The organism is Leptothrix sp. (in: b-proteobacteria) (genome assembly GCF_965250675.1).
Classification (GTDB): Bacteria; Pseudomonadota; Gammaproteobacteria; order Burkholderiales; family Burkholderiaceae_C; genus Sphaerotilus.
The window spans coordinates 224,267-243,133 of the sequence record NZ_CBDFPH010000011.1 but is presented as its reverse complement, the minus strand read 5'-3'; the positions used below and the strand labels follow the sequence as shown (position 1 = coordinate 243,133).

Genomic DNA, 18,867 nt, shown 5'->3' with positions numbered 1-18,867 from the left:
GACATCCGATGACGATTGCTTCTTCACCTCCGGCCTCATCTGCCGCTGATCTGACCGCCCTGCTGGGCGCCGAGGCCGCCGTGCGGCCGTGGTGGCGCCGGCCGCTGACCTGGATCGTGGCGGGCGGGCTGCTGGCGCTGGCCGCCGGCGGTGTGGCGTGGCAATCGAGCCAGAACGCGGCGGTGGCGCCGCGCTACAGCACCGAGCCGGTGACGCGCGGCAACCTGACGCTGTCGGTCACCGCCAATGGCACGCTGCAACCGACGCGCTCGGTCAATATCGGCAGCGAGTTGTCAGGCACGGTGGCGCGGGTGCGGGTTGATGTGAATGACCGCGTCAAGCAGGGCCAGGTGCTGGTGGAACTGGACACGGCCAAGCTGTCGGACCAGATCACCCGCTCGCGCGCTTCGCTGGCGGCGGCGCAGGCCCAGCAGGCGGTGGCTGCTGCCACGGCCAAGGAGGCCGAGGGCAATCTGGGCCGGCTGGAAGCGGTGGCGCGGCTCTCGGGCGGCAAGGTGCCGTCGCAATCGGAACTTGACACCGGCCGTGCCGCGCTCGACCGCGCCCGTGCCGAGGAGAACAGCGCCCGCGCGGCGGTGACCAACGCCCGCGCCGCGCTGAGCACCGACGAGACCAACCTCGCCAAGGCCTCGATCCGCTCGCCGATTGACGGCGTGGTGCTGACGCGCACGGTCGAGCCCGGCAACGCCGTGGCCGCCTCGCTGCAGGCGGTGACGCTGCTGACGCTGGCCGAGGACCTGTCGCAACTGCGCCTGCAGGTCAATGTGGATGAGGCCGATGTGGGCTCGGTCGCGCTCGGCCAGCCGGCCCGCTTCACGGTGGCGGCGCACCCGTCGCGCACCTTTCCGGCCACCCTCACGCGGGTGGCGTTTGGCTCGACCATCACCGAAAACGTCGTCACCTACCTGACCTGGCTCGACGTGGCCAACGCCGACCTGAGCCTGCGCCCGGGCATGACGGCCACCGCCACCATCACCGCCATCGAGCGGCGCGACGTGCTGCGCGTGCCGACCAGCGCGCTGCGCTTCACGCCCACGGCAGCGGCTGTACAGGCATCCGGGGCGTCCACCCGTTTCCGGCAGCATCGTCTCCAGGCTGATGCCGCGCCCGCCGGGCAACGCCACGCGCAAGACGGCAGGCGCGGTGACACCGACCGGCGCGCGTCAGGTCTGGGTGCTGCAGAACGGCCAGCCCACGGCGGTGGCGGTCACGGTGGGCATCAGCGACGGCCGCTACACCGAAGTCACCGGCGAAGGCCTGCAAGCGGGCGCGGCGGTCATCACCGACTCAGCGCAATGGAGCGGCCCCATGAGCGTCCCGAGTACCGACTCCGCTGATCCGCCTGCGCGGCGTCACCAAGGTCTACGGCAGCGGCGACACCGCGTTTGCGGCGCTCAAGGGCGTCGATCTGGACGTCAACGTGGGCGAATTCGTCGCGGTGATGGGGCCGAGCGGCTCGGGCAAGTCGACCGCCATGAATGTGCTCGGCTGCCTGGACACGCCCAGCGCGGGCGAGTACCTGTTTCGCGGCGTGCACGTCGAGCGCATGACGCGCGACCAGCGCGCCCGGCTGCGGCGGCGCTACCTGGGCTTCGTGTTCCAGGGCTTCAACCTGCTGGCGCGCACCACGGCGCAGGAAAACGTCGAGCTGCCGCTGCTCTATCGCGGTGAATCGGCGTCTCGCCCGCCACGCCGCTTGCGCGCGAGGCGCTGGCCTCGGTCGGCCTGGCGGGCTGGGAACACCACACGCCGGCCGAGCTGTCGGGCGGCCAGCAGCAGCGGGTGGCGATCGCGCGCGCCATCGTCAGCCGGCCCGAGGTGCTGCTGGCCGACGAGCCGACCGGCAACCTCGACAGCCAGCGCAGCCAGCGAAATCATGGAATTGCTGCTGTCGCGGCTCAACAGCGAGCGCGGCATCACCGTGCTGATGGTCACCCACGAGCCCGACATGGCGGCCTATGCGCAAGCGCATGGTTCGTTTTGTCGATGGCCGGGTCGAGCCAGCGACCACGCCCAACCCCCACCCCATCGGCCTCAAGGCCCCGGCGGCTCGGGTGGAAGAGAGCCGCCTGATGCTGTGCTCAACACCCTGCTGGCTCGCGCTTGCGCTCGATCCGGCGCAACCTGCTGCGTTCCTTCCTCACCATCGCTGGGCATCGTGATCGGCGTGAGCGCGGTCATCACCATGGTCACGCTCGGCCGTGGCGCGACGCAGGCGGTGCAGGACCAGATTTCCAGCCTGGGCAGCAACCTGCTGATGGTGCGGCCCGGCCAGCGCCAGGGGCCGGGCGGCGGCGGTGGCGCGCCGAGCGTTCAAGGCAGCCGATGCCGACGCCATCGCCGCGCAGATCGGCGGCGTGCGCACGGTGGCGCCCGAGGTGCGCGCCAGCGCCACCGTGGTCGCCAACGGCCGCAACTGGGCCACCAGCGTGACGGGCAGCACCAACAGCTTATTTCGACACCAGCAACTGGACGCTGGCCTCGGGCCGCCGCTTCACCGACGCTGAGCAGCAGGCCGGCGCGGCGGTCTGCGTGATCGGCGAGACCGTGCGGCGCGAGCTGTTCGGCAGCGTGGCCGCGCTGGGCGCGCAGCTGCGCGTCAAGCAGTTCTCCTGCGAGGTGATCGGCCTGCTGGCGTCCAAGGGCCAGGCCGCGATGGGCAACGATCAGGACGACATCGTGCTGCTGCCGCTGCGCACCGTGCAACGCCGCGTCACCGGCAGCCAGCGCGTGGCGACGCTGCTGGTGTCGATGCAGGAGGGCAGCAACGCCGACCGCCTCAAGGCCAGCCTGACGCAGCTGCTGCGCGAGCGCCGCAAGCTCGCCGACGGGCGACGACGACAACTTCAACGTGCTCGACACCCAGCAGATCGCGCAGACGCTCTCGGGCACCACCCAGGTGATGACCACGCTGCTGGGCGCAGTGGCTGCGGTCAGCCTGCTGGTGGGCGGCATCGGCATCATGAACATCATGCTGGTGAGCGTGACCGAGCGCACCCGCGAGATCGGCGTGCGCCTGGCCATCGGCGCGCTGGAGCGCGAGGTGCTGCTGCAGTTCCTGATCGAGGCGGTGGCACTGGCCTCGCTGGGCGGGCTGATTGGCATCGTGCTGGCGACGGTGGCCTCGTACACGCTGGCCGGCGTGATGGGCGTGCCCTATCTGTTTGACCCGGTCATCAACCTGCTGTCGTTTTTGTTCTCAGCCGCCATTGGCGTGGTGTTCGGCTACTTTCCGGCCCGGCGCGCGGCACGGATGGACCCGATCGACGCGCTGCGGCATGAGTGAATGGGCTTGAATCAGCTCAATCCGCCTGGATCGCCTCGACCTGGATGCGCAGCGTCACGGCCATGTCGAAGCCGTAGGCCTTGCCGGCGTCGATGCCGAAGTCGGCGCGGTTGAAGCTGGCCAGCGCATCGGCGCCGCAGACCTCGCGCTTGAACAGCGGGTGCGGCGCGCATTTGAAGCGGTGGATCTGCAGAACGTCAGCGGTTTGGTGATGCCGTGCAGCGTCAACTGACCCACCACCTGCGTGGGCGCGCCGTTGCTGAAGCCCTGCAACTGACCGCTGTAGGCGGCGTAGGGAAACTGCTCGACGTCCAACAACTGCGCGCCCTTGGCGACGCCGTTCATCTGCGCGTGGCCAAAGTCGATGCTGTCGGTGTCGATGCTCACGTTCACGAAGCCGGTGCCGGCAGCCTTGTCGAGCGTGATCTGGCCGGCGCTCTTGTTGAACTTGCCGCGCCAGGTCGACAGGCCCATGTGGTCGGCCTCGAAGCTGGGGTAGGTGTGCGAGGGGTCGATCTGATAAGTGACCGGCGCGGCGTGGGCGGTGGCGACGATGCCGAGCAGCAGGCCCGACACGATGGTGCTGAGTTGAGTTGGGGCATTCATGGCGCCGATTGCAGCACGGGACGGGCGCCCTAGAATGCGCCCGCCTTCTACAGCCCTGTTGCCCTCATGAACCCCATCGTTGCCGTCGCCACTGAAGTTGCCAACCCCTACGGACTGGCCGCGCTGTGGGGCGGCAGCGATCTGGTCGCCAAGCTGGTGCTGCTGATGCTGGTGGTGATGTCGGTGGGCAGCTGGTACGTGATCGTGGTGAAGTTGCTGGAGCAGACCCGCGTGGCGCGATTTGCCGCCGAGGCGCAGGCGAAGTTCTGGAGTGCGGCCAGCGTGCGCGAAGGCGCGCAGGCGCTGACGGCCGGCAGCCCGTTCCGCTTCATTGCCGAGGCGGCGGCGGACGCCACGCTCAAGCACGAGGGCCTGCTCGGCCAGATCGACCTGAACACCTGGGTGACGATGTCGATCCAGCGCTCCATCGAGCGGGTGCAGAGCCGGCTGCAGAACGGGCTGGCGTTTCTGGCCACCGTCGGCTCGACCGGGCCGTTCGTGGGGCTGTTCGGCACGGTGTGGGGTATCTATCACGCGCTGACCGCCATCGGCGTGGCGGGTCAGGCGAGCATCGACAAGGTGGCCGGCCCGGTGGGCGAGGCGCTGATCATGACCGCTCTGGGCCTGGCCGTGGCGGTGCCGGCAGTGCTGGGCTACAACGGCCTGGTGCGGCGTAACAAGGCGGTGATGGACGAGGTGCGCGCCTTCGGCAGCGACCTGCACGCGGTGGTGCTGGCGCATGGTGCCAAGCGCGACGCGCAGGTCTGAGGGCGGCCGACATGGCGATGTCGATGGGGCCGGGCGGAGCGGGTGAGGACGATGAAGTCATCGCCACCATCAACACCACGCCGCTGGTCGACGTGATGCTGGTGCTGCTGATCATCTTCCTGATCACGATTCCGGTGGTCAATTTCACCGTGCCGGTGCAGCTGCCCAAGGAGCGCAACGAGGTGCGCGAGAGCCGGCCGGAGAACATCGTCATCACCGTCGACGCGCAGGGCCAGCTCTACTGGAACGACCAGCTCCTGGCGCCGGGTGCGGCGCTGCAGGCGCGGCTCCAGGCCGTGGCGACGCAGCAGCCGCAGCCGGAGGTGCACATCCGCGGCGATGCGGCGGCGCGCTATGAGGCGGTGGGCCGCGTGCTGCTGCAGTGCCAGCAGGCCGGCATCGCCAAGGTCGGCTTCCTGACCGAGCCACCCCCGCGCGTCTGACCTATGGGCATGAACCTGAACACCGATGCCGGGCGTGACGAGTCCGAGCCGATCATGGACATCAACACCACGCCGCTGATCGACGTGATGCTGGTGCTGCTGGTGATGCTGATCATCACCATCCCGATCCAGCTGCACGCCGTCAACCTCAACCTGCCGGTGGGCCCGCAGCGCCCGCCGCCAGAGCTCAAGCCCGAGGTGGTGCGCGTCGACATCAGCGCCACCGGCGTGGTGTCCTGGCAAGGCCAGCCGCTGGCCGACCGCGCCGAGCTGGAAGCGCGCATGGCCGCTGCTGCCGCGCAGCCGCTGGCGCCTGAGCTGCAAATCCGCCCCGACCGCAACGCCAGCTACGGCCGCTTTGCCGAGGTGATGGTGGTGGCGCGCCAGCAAGGCCTGACCCGGCTGGGCGTGGCCGGCAACGAGCAGTTTGCGCCACCGGGCCGTGCACCATGAAGAGGGTGCAACCCTACGACTACAACGCCGGCGAGCGTGGCCGGCGCGGCTGGGGTTTGGCGGCGGTGGTGGCGCTGCACGGCCTGGTGTTCTGGGCGCTGGCGTCGGGCTGGGGGCAGCAGGTGGTCAAGCGCATCAGCGAGCCGATCACGGTGGCGCTGATCAGTGACGCGCCGCTGCCGTCGTTGCCGCGTCCGCCCGAGCCGGCGCCGAAGTTGCCGCCGCCTGCGCCCGCACCCAAGCCGCTGGTCACACCCGCCAAGCCTGCGCCGGCCCTATTGCCGACGACACCGACACCGGCGCCCAGTCCGACGCCTGCCCCGGTCGTACCGGCTCCCGCGCCCGTGGCGGCACCGGTGCCTGCGCCTGCGCCCGTCGCAGCACCGGTCACAGCGCCCAGCCCGCCGGCAGAGAGCAAGCCGGCGCCCGTGGTGTCTGCGCCCACCGCACCCGCCGCGCCTGCAGCGCCCGCGCGCAGCGAGATCTCGGTAGCCTGTCCGGGCTACAAGGACGTGCTGCAGTCGGTGTTGTCGGGCGCGTATGACCGCGTCGGCATCGCCGGTGTCGTCAAGGTGCAGATCCGCGTGCGTGGCGCGCAGATCGTCGATGTGACGCCGCTCTCAGGCCCACGTGAATACCACCGGCTGGTGCAGAACGCGGTGCGGCGCATGAGCTGCCGTGCCGAGGGGGCGGAAGAGGTGGTGGTGCCGCTGGAAGTGGCTTTCCGCGAGCAATAAAAAAGGCGTCCCTTGTGGACGCCTTTTTGCTTCGGTCGCCGTGCGACTGAATTACACGCGCTTGCGGTATTCGTGCGTGCGGGTGTCGATTTCGACCTTGTCGCCCTGCGCCACGAAGATCGGCACCTGGATGTCGAAACCTGTGGCCAGTTTGGCCGGCTTCAGGACCTTGCCCGAGGTGTCGCCCTTGACAGCCGGCTCGGTCCAGGTGATCTCGCGCACCAGGCTGGTGGGCAGTTCGACCGAGATGGCCTTGCCGTCGTAGAACACCACTTCGACGGCCATGCCGTCTTCGAGGTAGCTGATGGCGTCGCCCATGTTCTCGGCTTCGACTTCGAACTGGTTGTACTCGGTGTCCATGAACACGTACATCGGGTCAGCGAAGTAGGTGTAGGTGCATTCCTTCTTGTCGAGGATGACCTGGTCCATCTTGTCGTCGGCCTTGAAGACGACTTCGGTGCCCGAGTTGCTCAGCAGGCTCTTGAGCTTCATGCGCACCGTGGCGGCGTTGCGGCCACCGCGGCTGTATTCGGTCTTGAGCACGACCATCGGGTCCTTGCCGTGCATGATCACGTTACCGGCGCGAATTTCCTGTGCGATCTTCATCTGCGTATTCCATGCCCCGTTGAGACGGGCGCTGCTGTGGTGTTGACTGAACGCTGCGCGGTCAATCCGCACCGCAAAGCCCGCTATTTTAGCCTGCGGCTTGCAAACGCCATCAGCGCGCTCACCAGATCAGGCTGCAGCGCCCAGCGCGAGGCGATTTCGCGCGCCCAGGCGCACCACGCCGGGTAGTGCGGTCCCCACAGCGCCGACCACGCCGCCGCGTCCCACGCCGCAGTGCCGTTCCAGGCGCGCATGACCTGCCGCAGCGGCTCGGCCAGCGCAGCCGGCGCGCCGTCCAGATAGCGCGCCAGAAACGCTTCGAGCTTGATGCCGTGCGCGCCGTCGTCCTGCGGATACAGCTGCCACAGCATCGGCCGCGCGGCCCAGACGGCGCTGACCAGGCTGTCTTCGCCGCGCACCAGATTCAGGTCGCTCTGCCAGAGCAGGCGGTCGAAGTCGGGCTGAGGCTGTGCCGCCAGAAACCGCAGACGCAGATGGCCTGCGGCATCGCCGGCCTGTACCTGCTGCGCCGACAAGCCCGGCGTGACGAGCAGGCAGCTGGCCGACTCGTCGCCCCGAAGTGCCTGCAGCAAGGCGTGCAGGGCGGGTTGCGCGTAGCCGAACAGCAGGATCTGCCGCTCGCCGTGCCGATCAGCCTGATCCAGTGCCTGCACTGCGTCGCGCTGCGCCAGCAGGCCCGGCGCGCGCAGCAGCCCGCCCGTGGCTGGCGTGAAGCCGGGGTAGAAAAACCACTTGGTCAGGCCCGCGCCGGGGCCGCTCCACTGCGGCGAGGCCAGGCCGTGGCTGCGCTCCACATAGGCTTCGGCGCTGAGGTATTCGAGGTTGATCCAGACCGGCGCTGTCGCCTTGGCGACCATGCGTTGCACGAACGCAGCCGGTGGATCGCAGCCGAAGGCTTCGACCACCACCTCGCCCGGCACTTCTTCCGGCGCCGGATCGCGCCACGGCAGCACCTGCACGCCGGCGCAGCCGTCGGGCGCCATCCAGGCCAGCGCGCTGGCGTCATCGACCCACAGACGTACGGCGACGCCGCGCTGCGCCAGGTCGCGTGCCAGCCGCCAGCACACGCCCAGGTCGCCGTGGTTGTCGATGACGCGGCAGAAGATGTCCCACCAAGGTGCAGTGGTGGGTGGGGCGGCGGAAAGGGCACTGGACATGCCGAAATTATCTGCGGCGGCACAATTTGGGCATGAGCCTGCCCACGCCCGAGTTGCCTTCCAGCCCAGAAACTGACGTCCCCGCCGACGAGCGCGCCCAACGCTGGGCCCGCCTGCTGGCCGAGGTGGCGTCGCTGCCGCTGCTGCCGGGCGTGTACCGCTACTTTGATGCGGCCGACGCGCTGCTCTACGTCGGCAAGGCCAAGAGCTTGCGCAAGCGGGTCTCGAGCTACTTCCAGAAGGACCACGGCGGCTCGCGCATCGGCCACATGGTCAGCAAGATCGTGCGCATGGAGACCACGGTGGTGCGCTCCGAGGCCGAGGCGCTGCTGCTTGAGAACAACCTGATCAAGACGCTCAACCCGCGCTTCAACATCCTGTTCCGCGACGACAAGAGCTACCCGTACATCAAGCTGGTGAGCCATGAATTTCCGCGCGTGGCCTACTTTCGCGGCGCGGTGGAACGCAAGCACCGCTACTTCGGGCCCTACCCGAGCGCGTGGGCGGTCAAGGAAGGCATCCTGTTGCTGCAGAAGGTGTTCCGGCTGCGCACCTGCGAGGACAGCGTCTTCAACAACCGCACCCGGCCGTGCCTGCTGTACCAGATCCAGCGCTGCTCGGGGCCGTGCGTGGACATCATCAGCCGCGACGATTACACCCAGGACGTGCGCAATGCCGTGCGCTTCCTGGACGGCCAGACGCAGGAGGTGATGGACGGCCTGCAGGCGCAGATGATGGCCGCCGCCGAGCGCCTGGACTACGAGCAGGCCGCGCAGGTGCGTAACCAGATCACGGCGCTGTCGCGCGTGCTGCACCAGCAGGCGGTCGACACCGGCGAGGATCGCGACGCCGACATCCTGGCCGTCAAGGTGCAGGGCGGGCGCGCCTGCGTCAACCTGGCGATGGTGCGCGGTGGGCGGCACCTGGGCGACCGGGCCTATTTCCCGGCGCATGTGGAAGACGCCAGCGCGATGGCTTTCGATGAGGATGCCGACGCGCCGGCCGTGATGGATGCCGCCGCGGTCGAGTTGCAGGTGCTGCAGGCCTTCATCGCCCAGCATTACCTGGGCGCCAACTGCCCGGTGCTGCTGGTGACCAGCCACGCGGTCGACCGCGAACTGCTGGCGGCGCTGTCCGAGCAGTGCGGCCACAAGGTTGCGGCGCTGCACCAGCCGCGCGACCAGCGGCGCGTCTGGCTCGACATGGCGATCCAGGGTTGTGCGCTGGCGATGGCGCGGCTGCTGGCCGAGGAAGGCTCGCAGCAGGCCCGCACCCGTGCGCTGGTCGAGGCGCTCGACCTCGCGCCGGACGGCATGGACGGTGGGCTGGAAAGCCTGCGCATCGAGTGCTTCGACATCAGCCACACCCAGGGCGAGGCCACGCAGGGTTCGTGCGTGGTGTTCGAGGGCCACAAGATGCAGCCGGCGCAGTACCGCCGCTACAACGTCACCGGCATCACCGGCGGTGACGACTACGCCGCCATGCGCCAGGTGCTGACGCGCCGCTACGGCAAGCTGGCCGAGGCGGTGCGGCAGAGCGAGGGCGCAGATGCCGCTGGGGGTGCTGCTTCCAAGGGCTCGGCCAAGGGTGATGGCCGCCTGCCGGACCTGGTGCTGATCGACGGCGGCAAGGGCCAGGTCAGCATGGCGCGCCAGGTGTTCGAGCAGCTCGGGCTGGACCTGTCGCTGATCGTGGGGGTCGAGAAGGGCGAGGGCCGCAAGGTCGGGCTGGAGGAACTGGTGTTTGCCGACGGGCGCGAGAAGGTCTACCTCGGCCGCGATTCCGCCGCGCTGATGCTGGTGGCGCAAATCCGCGACGAGGCGCACCGTTTCGCCATCACCGGCATGCGCGCCAAGCGGGCGTCGGTGCGCACGGGCGGCAGCAAGCTCGAAGACATCGCCGGCGTCGGCCCGAAGAAGCGCGCCAAGCTGCTGCAGCGGTTTGGCGGCGTGCGTGGGGTCGAGCAGGCCAGCATCGAGGACCTGGTCACGGTCGAGGGCATCTCGCACGAACTGGCCGAGGAGATCTACCGCGCGCTGCGCTGACCGTGAACTTGTGCGCCGTTTTGCGGTCACGCCTGCAGACGTGTGCACAATGTCACCATGTTCTGGACCTTGCCAACCTTGCTCACCTGGGCGCGTATCGTCGCCATTCCCTTGATCGTGGGGGTTTTCTACATGCCCTGGGATGCGCCTACGCGCAATCTGGTCGCCACCGTGCTGTTCGTGGTGGTGGCAGTGACCGACTGGCTCGACGGGTGGCTGGCTCGCCGGCTGAACCAGACCTCGTCGTTCGGTGCGTTCCTGGACCCGGTGGCCGACAAGATCCTGGTGTGCGCGGCGCTGCTGATCCTGCTGCAGCTCGATCGTGTCAACACGATGGTGGCGCTGGTGATCATCGGCCGTGAGATCACGATCTCGGCGCTGCGCGAGTGGATGGCGCAGATCGGTGCCTCGCGCAGCGTGGCAGTGCACATGCTCGGCAAGCTCAAGACCACGGCGCAGATGGTGGCGATTCCGTTCCTGCTCTACGACGGCACCCTGCTGGGCCTGATCAACACCCGCCTCTGGGGCACGGTGCTGATCCTGGTCGCCAGCGTGCTGACCATCTGGTCGATGGTCTATTACCTGCAGAAAGCCTTGCCGGAAATCCGTGCCAAAGCCCATTGAGGCTCACTGAGCCCATGGCCCGCGCTGAAACACCCTGGCTGCAGGCGATGCCTGCGGTGTTCGTGCTGATTTGGAGCACGGGCTTCGTGGTGGCTCGCCTGGGTATGCCGCATGCGCCGCCAATGCACTTCCTGGCCCTGCGCTACGCCTTGTCGGCGCTGTGTTTTGGGGTCTGGATTGCGCTGAGCCGGCCGCGCTGGCCGCAGGGCCGGGCGCAATGGGGCCATCTGGCGGTCACAGGGGTGTTGATCCACGCTGGTTATCTGGGCGGCGTCTGGTCGGCGGTCAAGCTGGGCATGGGCGCCGGCACGGTGGCGCTGATCGTCGGCCTGCAGCCGGTGCTGACGGCGCTGTGGATCGCGCAGCGCAGCCAGTCGGGCATGGGCGAGCGTGTCACGTCGCGCCAATGGCTGGGCCTGCTGCTGGGTCTGGCCGGGTTGGTGCTGGTGGTGAGCCAGAAGCTCGGGCACGGCGAGATCAGCGCCCTGAACCTGGGCCTGGCCTTGCTGGCGCTGTTGAGTATCACGGTGGGCACGCTGTATCAAAAAAACCATGTCCAGCCGTGCGACGTGCGCACCGCCAACACGGTGCAGTTGCTGGCGGCGCTGCTGGTGACACTGCCTTTTGTGGCGTTCGAGTCCGAGCCCATGCGCTGGCAGCCCGAACTGATGGCCGCGCTGGCCTGGTCGGTGCTGGGCCTGACGGTGGGCGGCAGTTCGCTGTTCTACCTGCTGATCCAGCGCGGCGCCTCCACGCGCGTCACCAGCTTGCTCTACCTCGTGCCGCCCACCACCGCCTTGATGGCGTGGCTGCTGTTCGGCGAGGCGCTGGGTGGCTGGGTGTTGCCGGGTCTGGCCTTGACGGGGCTGGGTGTCTTGCTGGTCGTGCGGGCACGATGAGGCTGTTGCGGGACGCCGGATGAAACGGGCCGGAATGTGAATAGAATCCGCACCTCAAAAGAATTGAGCCGAGACCTGAGAGGCACTTGTGAACAAGACTGAGTTGATCGACAGCATCGCCGGACATGCCGACCTTTCCAAGGCCGCTGCCGCGCGTGCGCTCGAAGCCGTGATCGACGGCGTGACCCAGACGCTGCAACAAGGCGGCGAAGTGTCTCTGGTGGGTTTTGGCACGTTCTCGGTCACCGAGCGCGTCGAGCGCAGTGGCCGCAACCCGCGCACGGGCGCGGAGATCAAGATCAAGGCGGCCAAGGTGGTGAAGTTCCGCCCTGGCAAAATGCTGAAAGAATCCGTCAACTGAAGGCCGTGGTCAGACAGAAATCGAAGTGATTCGGGGGTGCTTAGCTCAGTTGGTAGAGCGGCGCCCTTACAAGGCGTAGGTCGGGGGTTCGAGCCCCTCAGCACCCACCACCCCGAACCCGGTTCCTGTCGATACGGCAAGGTCACTTAAATCCAAAGGCGAACCCCGGTTCGCCTTTGTCATGTTTGAAGGCAAGGAAGCTCTGATGTTCGATTTCGTTCGTCGCAATAACCGCATGCTCCAGCTTGGCTTGGCGGTGGTGATTTTTCCGTCCTTCATCGCTCTTGGCATTCAGGGCTACGACAGCTTCGGTGAAGGCAAGGAAGTCGTTGCGCATGTTGCCGGCCGGCCCATCACCCAGGCTGAATGGGATGCTGCGCACCGCAACCAGGTCGAGCGCACCCGCGCCCAGGCGCCCGGCATGGATGCCAAGCTGTTCGACACGCCCGAGTTCAAGCAGCGCGTGCTGGATGACCTGATCCGCGAGCGCGTGAACTTCGAGGCGGCCGACCGACTCCACCTGGCGCCCAGCGACGACCGGCTGCAGCGGCTGTTCCGCACCGATCCGCAATTTGCCGACCTGCGCAACGCGGACGGCACCGTCAAGCGTGATCTGCTCGAAATGCAGGGCATGAGTTCGACCCAGTTCGTGGCCCGCCTGCGACAGGACTACGCGCTGCGCCAGGTGATGCAGGGCGTGTCCGGCAGTGGTTTTGCGCCGCAGACGATCGCCAACACTGCCGTCGACGCTTTCTATCAACAGCGTGAAGTGCAGGTCGCCCGCTTCCAGCCGCAGGACTACCTGGCGGGAATCACGCCGACCGACGCCCAGGTTCAGGCCTATTACGACGATGCCCGCAACGCAGTTGCACTCCAGTCGCCCGAGAGCGTGGCGCTGGAATATGTGCTGCTGGACCTGCCTGCCGTGACGGCCGGCCTCAGTGTCAGCGACGACGACCTGCGCAAGTACTACGCCGAGAACCAGGCCCGCTACGAGCAGCCGCAGGAACGCCGCGCGCGCCACATCCTCATCAAGACCGATGCGGGTGCCAGCGCAGACGCCAAGGCACAAGCCAAGGCCAAGGCGCAAGCCCTGCTGGTCGACCTGAAGAAGGCGCCCGCCACCTTTGCGGATGTGGCGCGCAAGGAGTCCCAGGACCCCGGCTCGGCCAAGCAGGGCGGCGATCTGGACTGGTTCGGTCGCGGCGCGATGCTGCCGGATTTCGAGAAAGCCGTCTTCGCGCTCAAGAAGGGTGAACTCAGCGAGGTGGTCGAGACCGAGTTCGGCTTCCACCTCATCGAACTGACCGATCTGCGGGGCGGCGACAAGCGCAGCTTCGAGTCCGTGCGTGCCGAGATCGACGCCGAGGTCAAGAAGCAGCTGGCCCAGAAGCGCTACGCCGAACTGGCCGAGCAGTTCACCAACCTGGTCGAGCAGGAAGACAACCTGCAGGCGGTGGCCGACAAGCTCAAGCTGCCGCTGGGCAAGAGCGACAAGCTGCAGCGTCAGGCGCTGCCCGAGGCCGGCAACGTGCTGACAGCCCCCAAGGTGATCGAGGCCATCTTCCAGCCGCAGAACCTGACCAGCAAGCGCAACATCGAGCCGGTCGAAGCCGGTGCCAACCAGCTGGTGTCGGCGCGGGTGCTGCAGTATTCGCCCGCCCGCAAGCAACCGCTGGCCGAGATCAAGCCCACGCTGGTGACGGTGGTGCGCAACGAACTCGCCGCAGAAGCTGCCCGCAAGGAAGGCCTGGAGCGCCTGGCGGAGTGGAAGGCCAAGCCTGAAGTGGCCAAGCTGCCTGCGGCTGTCGTGCTGTCGCGCGCGCAGACCCAGAAGCTGCCCCGCGAGGTGATCGACGCGGTCTTGCGCGCCCCCGCCGAGCCGCTGCCGGCCTGGGTGGGTGTCGATCTGGGCCGCCAAGGCTTTGCGATCGCCAAGGTCCAGAAGGTTCTGGCCTCCGATCCTGCCGTGACGGGCGACGCCGCTCGTACGCGCGCCCAGTACACCCAGCTTCTTAACCAGGCCGAAGGCGAGGCGTACTACGCCGCGCTGCGAACACGCTACAAGGTCGACATCACTGCCAAGGCCAAGTCCGCTGAAGCTGCAGCGTCCGCCAATTAAATTCGCCGGTGGTGCTTGACGATGTAGTGATTTCACTCCTATAATTGATTTTCTTTGGTGGCTGTAGCTCAGTTGGTAGAGTCCCAGATTGTGATTCTGGTTGTCGTGGGTTCGAGCCCCATCAGCCACCCCAAAGAAAAACCAATCAAATCAGGCGCTTAGGCGCCTTTTTTGTTGTCTCGGGGAAGTTGCAGGGAAGTATTGCCCCCTAGGCTTGCTTCCAGCCGGGCCATCTCCCGGTCGTTCTGCTCCCCGTCGAGCCACTTGCTGTACGTGCGGTGGAACATCTCGACGCTGTGCCCCAGCTGCTTGGCGCAGTAGGCGGCGTTCATGCCGGCCATCAGCATTGCAGTCGCATAGGTGTGGCGCATGTTGTACGGCCGCCGGTACCGAATGCCCAGGCGTTTGAGCGTCGGCGTCCAGAAGCTGCGGCGGAATGCCCGCTCGTCGCTCCATGACTCGCCGTAGCGTGGGTCCATGAAAACCGCGTCACCGCCCACCCGCGTGTGTGCCTGTTGCCGCAGCAGTGCCGCCATCGCGCGGCTGTTGAGCTGGACCTTCCGGGCCACGTTGGTCTTGGTGCTGTCCTTGCGCAGCCCGCGCACCAGCGCTTCTGAGACTAGGACGTGGCTTGAGGCCAGATCGACGGACGTCCAGCGTAGCCCGAAGATCTCGCTGGTGCGCATCCCGGTCCAGAACCAGAATTCGACCAGGTTGGTCACCTGCCCGGGGTGAGCCTGCGCCAGGGTGCTGATGATCTTTTCCGCTTCCTCGCGGCTGAAGGGGTCGGGCGGTCCCTTCTGATGTGGGGCGCGCTTGACGGCGCCGGCCGGGTTGTCTGGCAGCAGCTTGTCGGCCACGGCCAGATCGAGCGCCTCACGCAGCACTGACACGTAGTTGTTGATGGTCTTGCCGCTCAGGTCTGGCCGGCTGGCGACCGCGGTGAGCACATGGCTGTGCTTGAGGCTTTGCAGCGTGCGGCTTCCCAAGGGCGTGAGCACCTCATCACTGGCCGCTTCTTTCCAGAACTTGATCGCGCTGGCGTAGCCTGCCCGCGTGGACTCCTCAATACGCGCCGTGGTCAGCCAGACGTTGAGCTGGGCGGCCACCGTGGTTCCGGCCGCAACGACAGGCACCTCGTCAGGGAAGTAGTCGCCCAGCACGAAGGCGCCATGCCGGATCTTGTCGCGGATCTCGATCGCCACGCGGTGCGCGTGCTTGATGTTCGCAGGGGTTGGCGCCAGCGGCTGGCCGCCCAGCTTGAGCGTGTAGCGATGCGGCTTGCCGTTGAGCGTGAACGTCATCCGAATCGAGGTGTCGCGCACCTCTACACCGTGGCCGATTCGAGCCATGCCTGATACCCCTTGATGCTGATGAAAATGCCGCCATCGGGCGAGCGTCGAAATTCACGACCAGCCAGCCACTTGCCGTCCTCAATCTTGCGGCGAATGGCTTTCTCGGTCAGGCCAGTGATCGTGGCCGCCAACGCAATGGTGACGTAGGGTGCTGGTGCGACATGGGCAGGTGCTGCATTCATTGGGATGCTCCCTGTTGCTGTTGGGCTTGCTCGGCCTCATGCTGCTGCCAAGCGTGTTCTCTGAGGTGCTCATCGGGGTCGCCAACCATCTGGAGCGGTACCTCGAGATGGTCAACTGGGTGTGTGGCGTCTCGCAGCTGCAACCAGGGGCGAGACAGGGCGTATTGGCGGGCGCGGCGGCTCATGGGCGGGTCTCCTGTGGTGTGCGGCTCATGCGGGCTTGTGCGATGGCTTTCTCGGCGTCAAGCAGGGCGGGGGTATCTGCGCCTTCGCGGCCGGTTGCGTGGCGGTAGGCTCGGGCGAGGCGCTCCAGCGCCGGCAGGAGGTCGAGCGTGCGGGCCGGGTCCGCATTGCGGGTCTGACGCCAGCCTCGCAGCGGGTCGGGTTCGCTGGACCTCGGTCTGGGCGATGGCACCTTGAGGCCTGCGGATTCGTAGCCCTTGGTGACGTACAGGCCCGGCACGGCTCGGCCTGTGCCGGCGTTGAGGTTGCGCAGCTGGCCGCGCTTGACCAGGTTGTAGGCGGCCATCTTGCGGTTGCCTGAGATGGCCGGGGGCACCATCTCTTCAATGTCGACCATGGTGCGCGGGCACTGCCGACAGAGCGCCAGGATGATGGAGGTGAGGGTGTTGCGCTTCATGCTGCCACCTCTGTCCGCACCACGGCGGCCAGCTTGTTGACCTCGTCCTCGGACCACAGCGCGGCCGCCACGGCAGAGGACTTGTCGGTGAGGCGGGCCAGCTCGTCCATCACGATGCGGCCGCGCTTTGCCAGCTGGTATCCCGGGCCGTCGAAGCCGATGCGGCCCGTGGTGCGGTAGCGCTCCATGACGCTCAGGGTGAGGGCCATTTGCTCAGCCATCTCGTCAACGCCGGTGCCGATCGACTCAGCCACGCGGTGCCACATCAGCACGCCGGCGGTCCAGTCGAGCAGGGTGTCGACGGTGGCGCGGCCCGTGGCCAGGTCATCGAGGTTGAAGGCGTGCGCGATGCCCAGCCCGGTCAGTTGCGTTGACGCCAGCTTGGGCCGCAGTCCGCGCGGCAGGCGGTCGATCAGCTGGGCTTTGGTCAGGGGGCGGCGCTTCATGCTGCGGGCCCCTTCGGCAGGTCTGCCCAGTACGTGATGTCGGTGAGCGTCTCGCCATCAGAGCCAATCCAGCGCGGGCCGTCGGCGGCGTCGAGGCCATCCCACCACGCGATCCAGACGGCGACCAGGCCGGTGCCCAGCGTGACCAGCACGCTGCGGTCGGTGTCAGGTGGTGCCGCGGCGGGGTGCCAGGTGATGAGTTCGGCCATGGTGGTCACAGTTCGCTCCCTTTCCATTGTTTCCACGGGGCTTGGGCCCAACTTTCAGAGCGCTTGAGTTGCTTGCAAACCCGACGCTCGCTGTGGGCAATCACTGCGCTGACGGTGAACTTGAATACCTCCATGGATCCACCCGAGCCGGCGTTGCTCCTGAGCCGATCCAGCGTGTCCTGGAGCCGATAGGACGCGGAGTCTTGAGACGGGTAAATCTTGGTCTTCAGCTGCTGGCAGAGCGTCAACGCATCATCTGGGCTGTTTCTGAAGTAAACCGACAAAGCAGCAATGCAAGCCGCTCGGGGTGTTGAACTTGCCATTCCGATGACCGCCTCGATGTCGTCCTGCCAATCCATCAAAGTCGCTGCCGTTGAGCTGTCAGAAAGGCCTGATCCGTTCTCATATGCAAATGCTCCGGTCTTGCTTGTTGCGTTTGAAATGGTGCTCAGAATGCGCGCAGTCGCTACCACCTGAGTAGATACGGTGCGACCGAGCACCATGCTCAAACTGTCGGCCAGCGAGCGCTTGGCGTGACGGTCGACAACCGACTGGGCAAGGGGGTCGAGACCTGTCATCAGCAAGAACTGAACAGGTGGGTACCCAGCGGCTTTGATCGCGTACAGCCGATGCTGCCCATCCGACAACACGCCGTCTCGGTCTACGCCAATGCCTGACGCTGTCAGTAACCAGGCCCCGTTGCGGATGTCACCAGCCAGTCGTGTCGACGCGGTTAATCGGTGTTTACGGTTGCTGGTGTTCATGGCGAGCAGCGCATCAACAAGTGCAGGCGTTGCCGTCACGATCCGCGCATGTGGGGTTGCGCTGATGAGGTTGATGTTATTCATGCAGCCTCCTCAGCTTCCTCAACCACTGCGCCTACAGCCTCAACCGGCAGGCACAGCGCCTGCGCCACGGTGGCGATGGCGGTCTCGCGGCAGCCCCGGCCGTCGAGGGCCAGGGCTCGCTCGAACGCAGCACGGACGTGGGTGCGTTCGATGATGGTCATGCGCAGGTGCCGAACATGAGCGGCACGCCAGCCAGGCCGGCGCGCACGGTTTCGATCAGGTCCAGCGCGGCTTTCTCGTGGGCTTTGTCGGCGCGCTGCAGCTCGTAGGTGAAACGCACCTTGCCGTTGTCCAGCCGGTACTTCAGGCGGGCGATCAGCAGCTCAGCGGTGGGTGCGGCGTGGAAGACTGGGATGCCGAGGGTGAACTTCTCGAACATCGTCATCGACTCGACCGTGCCAGCGTCAGCGTCGGCCACATAGTCGAGCCGCACGCCGCCGCTCTGCAGGCGAACAGCAGACTTCAGGCGGCGGTCTTCCTGGTACTGGAAGTTGGTGGCCATCTGCAGCATCTGTGCGCAGGTGGGGTAGCCCTCGAAGCTGGCGATGTCGCCTTCGTGGTCCTGCAGCCACTCGGCAAACTCGACCTGGCCGAAGCCGCTGCGGTCCTTGCCCTTCCACTCTTTCCACTCAGCGGACATGCGCGGGGTGTAGGCGGCGACGTGGCGGCGCCAGGCGGGGGAGTCCTTGCCGTGCTCGTCGATCACGGCGCGGAACGACAGGGCGAAGGTCTGCGGGTTGAAGTCGCACCAGCAGGTGCTGTGCTCGTTTGCGTGGCGGGCGATGTAGTTCAGGAAGCTGGATGCGTCATGGAATTCGGCGGCTGCTTTCAATTCGCGCGGCGCCGGCAGGTGCTTCTCGAGATCGACGCGCAGTTCCTTAACGTCGTGGCCCTTGGGCACGGCGTAGTGAAGAACGGTCAGGCCGTCGACGAGGAAATCGATTTTGTCCAGCAGCTCGGGCTTGGGCAGTACTTCGGCCAGAGTTTCGGCCAGGTTGTTGGTGGTTTCGTTCATGGGATCTTTCAAGGTCGTGGGTG

Annotated in this window: 18 protein-coding genes, 2 tRNA genes and 5 pseudogenes; 14 read left to right on the top strand and 11 right to left on the bottom strand. The window is 66.9% G+C overall.

The features are described 5' to 3' along the window. Positions 1–8: 8 nt before the first annotated feature. The 3 pseudogenes from AC5IG3_RS15620 to AC5IG3_RS15610 all read left to right on the top strand — a co-directional run. A pseudogene (locus AC5IG3_RS15620) lies at positions 9–1,308 on the top strand (efflux RND transporter periplasmic adaptor subunit); the annotation flags it as partial. 46 nt (positions 1,309–1,354) lie between these two features. After that, positions 1,355–2,069 (top strand): annotated as a pseudogene (locus tag AC5IG3_RS15615) (ABC transporter ATP-binding protein); the annotation flags it as partial. Between the two features lie 29 nt (positions 2,070–2,098). After that, positions 2,099–3,307: pseudogene (locus AC5IG3_RS15610) on the top strand (ABC transporter permease). A gap of 16 nt (positions 3,308–3,323) precedes the next feature. Here AC5IG3_RS15610 and AC5IG3_RS15605 read toward each other — a convergent pair. Then, a pseudogene (locus AC5IG3_RS15605) lies at positions 3,324–3,913 on the bottom strand (YceI family protein). 36 nt (positions 3,914–3,949) lie between these two features. Here AC5IG3_RS15605 and AC5IG3_RS15600 point away from each other — a divergent pair. The 4 genes and pseudogenes from AC5IG3_RS15600 to AC5IG3_RS15585 all read left to right on the top strand — a co-directional run. Next, a pseudogene (locus AC5IG3_RS15600) lies at positions 3,950–4,681 on the top strand (MotA/TolQ/ExbB proton channel family protein); the annotation flags it as partial. An 11-nt stretch (positions 4,682–4,692) separates the two neighbouring features. Then, positions 4,693–5,124: an ExbD/TolR family protein gene (locus AC5IG3_RS15595; protein WP_491907216.1), complete on the top strand. Its 432-nt coding sequence runs from the start codon at positions 4,693–4,695 to the stop codon at positions 5,122–5,124. 3 nt (positions 5,125–5,127) lie between these two features. Beyond that, positions 5,128–5,577, top strand: coding sequence for an ExbD/TolR family protein (locus tag AC5IG3_RS15590; RefSeq protein ID WP_491907215.1), 450 nt, complete (start codon positions 5,128–5,130; stop codon positions 5,575–5,577). Then, entirely contained in the window at positions 5,574–6,314 is a 741-nt protein-coding gene (locus AC5IG3_RS15585; RefSeq protein ID WP_491907214.1) for a hypothetical protein, read from the top strand. The genes AC5IG3_RS15590 and AC5IG3_RS15585 overlap by 4 nt, the downstream gene beginning before the upstream one ends. A gap of 51 nt (positions 6,315–6,365) precedes the next feature. Here AC5IG3_RS15585 and efp read toward each other — a convergent pair whose 3' ends face one another. Further along, positions 6,366–6,920 carry an elongation factor P gene (efp, locus tag AC5IG3_RS15580; RefSeq protein ID WP_491907213.1) on the bottom strand — a complete coding sequence of 185 codons (555 nt, stop codon included), beginning with the start codon at positions 6,918–6,920 and terminating at the stop codon, positions 6,366–6,368. Positions 6,921–7,003: 83 nt separating this feature from the next. After that, entirely contained in the window at positions 7,004–8,098 is a 1,095-nt protein-coding gene (gene earP / locus AC5IG3_RS15575; protein ID WP_491907212.1) for an elongation factor P maturation arginine rhamnosyltransferase EarP, read from the bottom strand. Positions 8,099–8,130: 32 nt separating this feature from the next. Between earP and uvrC the strand changes: the two genes are divergently transcribed. The 7 genes from uvrC to AC5IG3_RS15540 all read left to right on the top strand — a co-directional run bounded on the left by uvrC (position 8,131) and on the right by AC5IG3_RS15540 (position 14,282). Further along, positions 8,131–10,143 (top strand): excinuclease ABC subunit UvrC, encoded by a 2,013-nt coding sequence (uvrC, locus tag AC5IG3_RS15570; protein WP_491907211.1) that lies wholly within the window; start codon positions 8,131–8,133, stop codon positions 10,141–10,143. 57 nt (positions 10,144–10,200) lie between these two features. Continuing rightward, positions 10,201–10,767, top strand: coding sequence for a CDP-diacylglycerol--glycerol-3-phosphate 3-phosphatidyltransferase (gene pgsA, locus AC5IG3_RS15565; RefSeq protein ID WP_491907210.1), 567 nt, complete (start codon positions 10,201–10,203; stop codon positions 10,765–10,767). Positions 10,768–10,781: 14 nt separating this feature from the next. Then, entirely contained in the window at positions 10,782–11,666 is an 885-nt protein-coding gene (locus AC5IG3_RS15560; RefSeq protein WP_491907209.1) for a DMT family transporter, read from the top strand. Between the two features lie 88 nt (positions 11,667–11,754). Next, entirely contained in the window at positions 11,755–12,027 is a 273-nt protein-coding gene (locus tag AC5IG3_RS15555; RefSeq protein ID WP_491907208.1) for an HU family DNA-binding protein, read from the top strand. 34 nt (positions 12,028–12,061) lie between these two features. Further along, a tRNA-Val gene (locus AC5IG3_RS15550) sits at positions 12,062–12,137 on the top strand. Positions 12,138–12,232: 95 nt separating this feature from the next. After that, positions 12,233–14,149, top strand: coding sequence for a SurA N-terminal domain-containing protein (locus AC5IG3_RS15545; RefSeq protein ID WP_491907207.1), 1,917 nt, complete (start codon positions 12,233–12,235; stop codon positions 14,147–14,149). A gap of 57 nt (positions 14,150–14,206) precedes the next feature. After that, positions 14,207–14,282: transfer RNA gene (locus AC5IG3_RS15540), tRNA-His, on the top strand. Positions 14,283–14,307: 25 nt separating this feature from the next. Here AC5IG3_RS15540 and AC5IG3_RS15535 read toward each other — a convergent pair. The 8 genes from AC5IG3_RS15535 to AC5IG3_RS15500 all read right to left on the bottom strand — a co-directional run bounded on the left by AC5IG3_RS15535 (position 14,308) and on the right by AC5IG3_RS15500 (position 18,844). Further along, positions 14,308–15,501, bottom strand: a complete 1,194-nt coding sequence (locus AC5IG3_RS15535) for a tyrosine-type recombinase/integrase (protein ID WP_491907206.1) — start codon at positions 15,499–15,501, stop codon at positions 14,308–14,310. Next, positions 15,477–15,686: an excisionase family protein gene (xisR, locus tag AC5IG3_RS15530; protein WP_491907205.1), complete on the bottom strand. Its 210-nt coding sequence runs from the start codon at positions 15,684–15,686 to the stop codon at positions 15,477–15,479. The genes AC5IG3_RS15535 and xisR overlap by 25 nt, the downstream gene beginning before the upstream one ends. Before the next feature lie 181 nt (positions 15,687–15,867). Continuing rightward, entirely contained in the window at positions 15,868–16,326 is a 459-nt protein-coding gene (locus AC5IG3_RS15525) for a hypothetical protein (RefSeq protein WP_491907204.1), read from the bottom strand. Beyond that, positions 16,323–16,772: a hypothetical protein gene (locus tag AC5IG3_RS15520; RefSeq protein WP_491907203.1), complete on the bottom strand. Its 450-nt coding sequence runs from the start codon at positions 16,770–16,772 to the stop codon at positions 16,323–16,325. Before AC5IG3_RS15520 ends, AC5IG3_RS15525 begins: the two co-directional genes overlap by 4 nt. Continuing rightward, on the bottom strand, positions 16,769–16,981 hold the full coding sequence (locus AC5IG3_RS15515; RefSeq protein ID WP_491907202.1) for a hypothetical protein: 213 nt from the start codon (positions 16,979–16,981) through the stop codon (positions 16,769–16,771). Before AC5IG3_RS15515 ends, AC5IG3_RS15520 begins: the two co-directional genes overlap by 4 nt. Before the next feature lie 5 nt (positions 16,982–16,986). Beyond that, positions 16,987–17,829: a hypothetical protein gene (locus AC5IG3_RS15510; protein ID WP_491907201.1), complete on the bottom strand. Its 843-nt coding sequence runs from the start codon at positions 17,827–17,829 to the stop codon at positions 16,987–16,989. After that, a complete protein-coding gene (locus AC5IG3_RS15505; protein WP_491907200.1) occupies positions 17,826–17,990 on the bottom strand; it encodes a hypothetical protein in 165 nt (54 codons plus the stop codon). Before AC5IG3_RS15505 ends, AC5IG3_RS15510 begins: the two co-directional genes overlap by 4 nt. Beyond that, the gene (locus AC5IG3_RS15500) at positions 17,987–18,844 is read right to left on the bottom strand and encodes a DUF2303 family protein (RefSeq protein ID WP_491907199.1); all 858 of its coding nucleotides are present in this window, start codon (positions 18,842–18,844) and stop codon (positions 17,987–17,989) included. The genes AC5IG3_RS15505 and AC5IG3_RS15500 overlap by 4 nt, the downstream gene beginning before the upstream one ends. Positions 18,845–18,867: the final 23 nt, after the last annotated feature.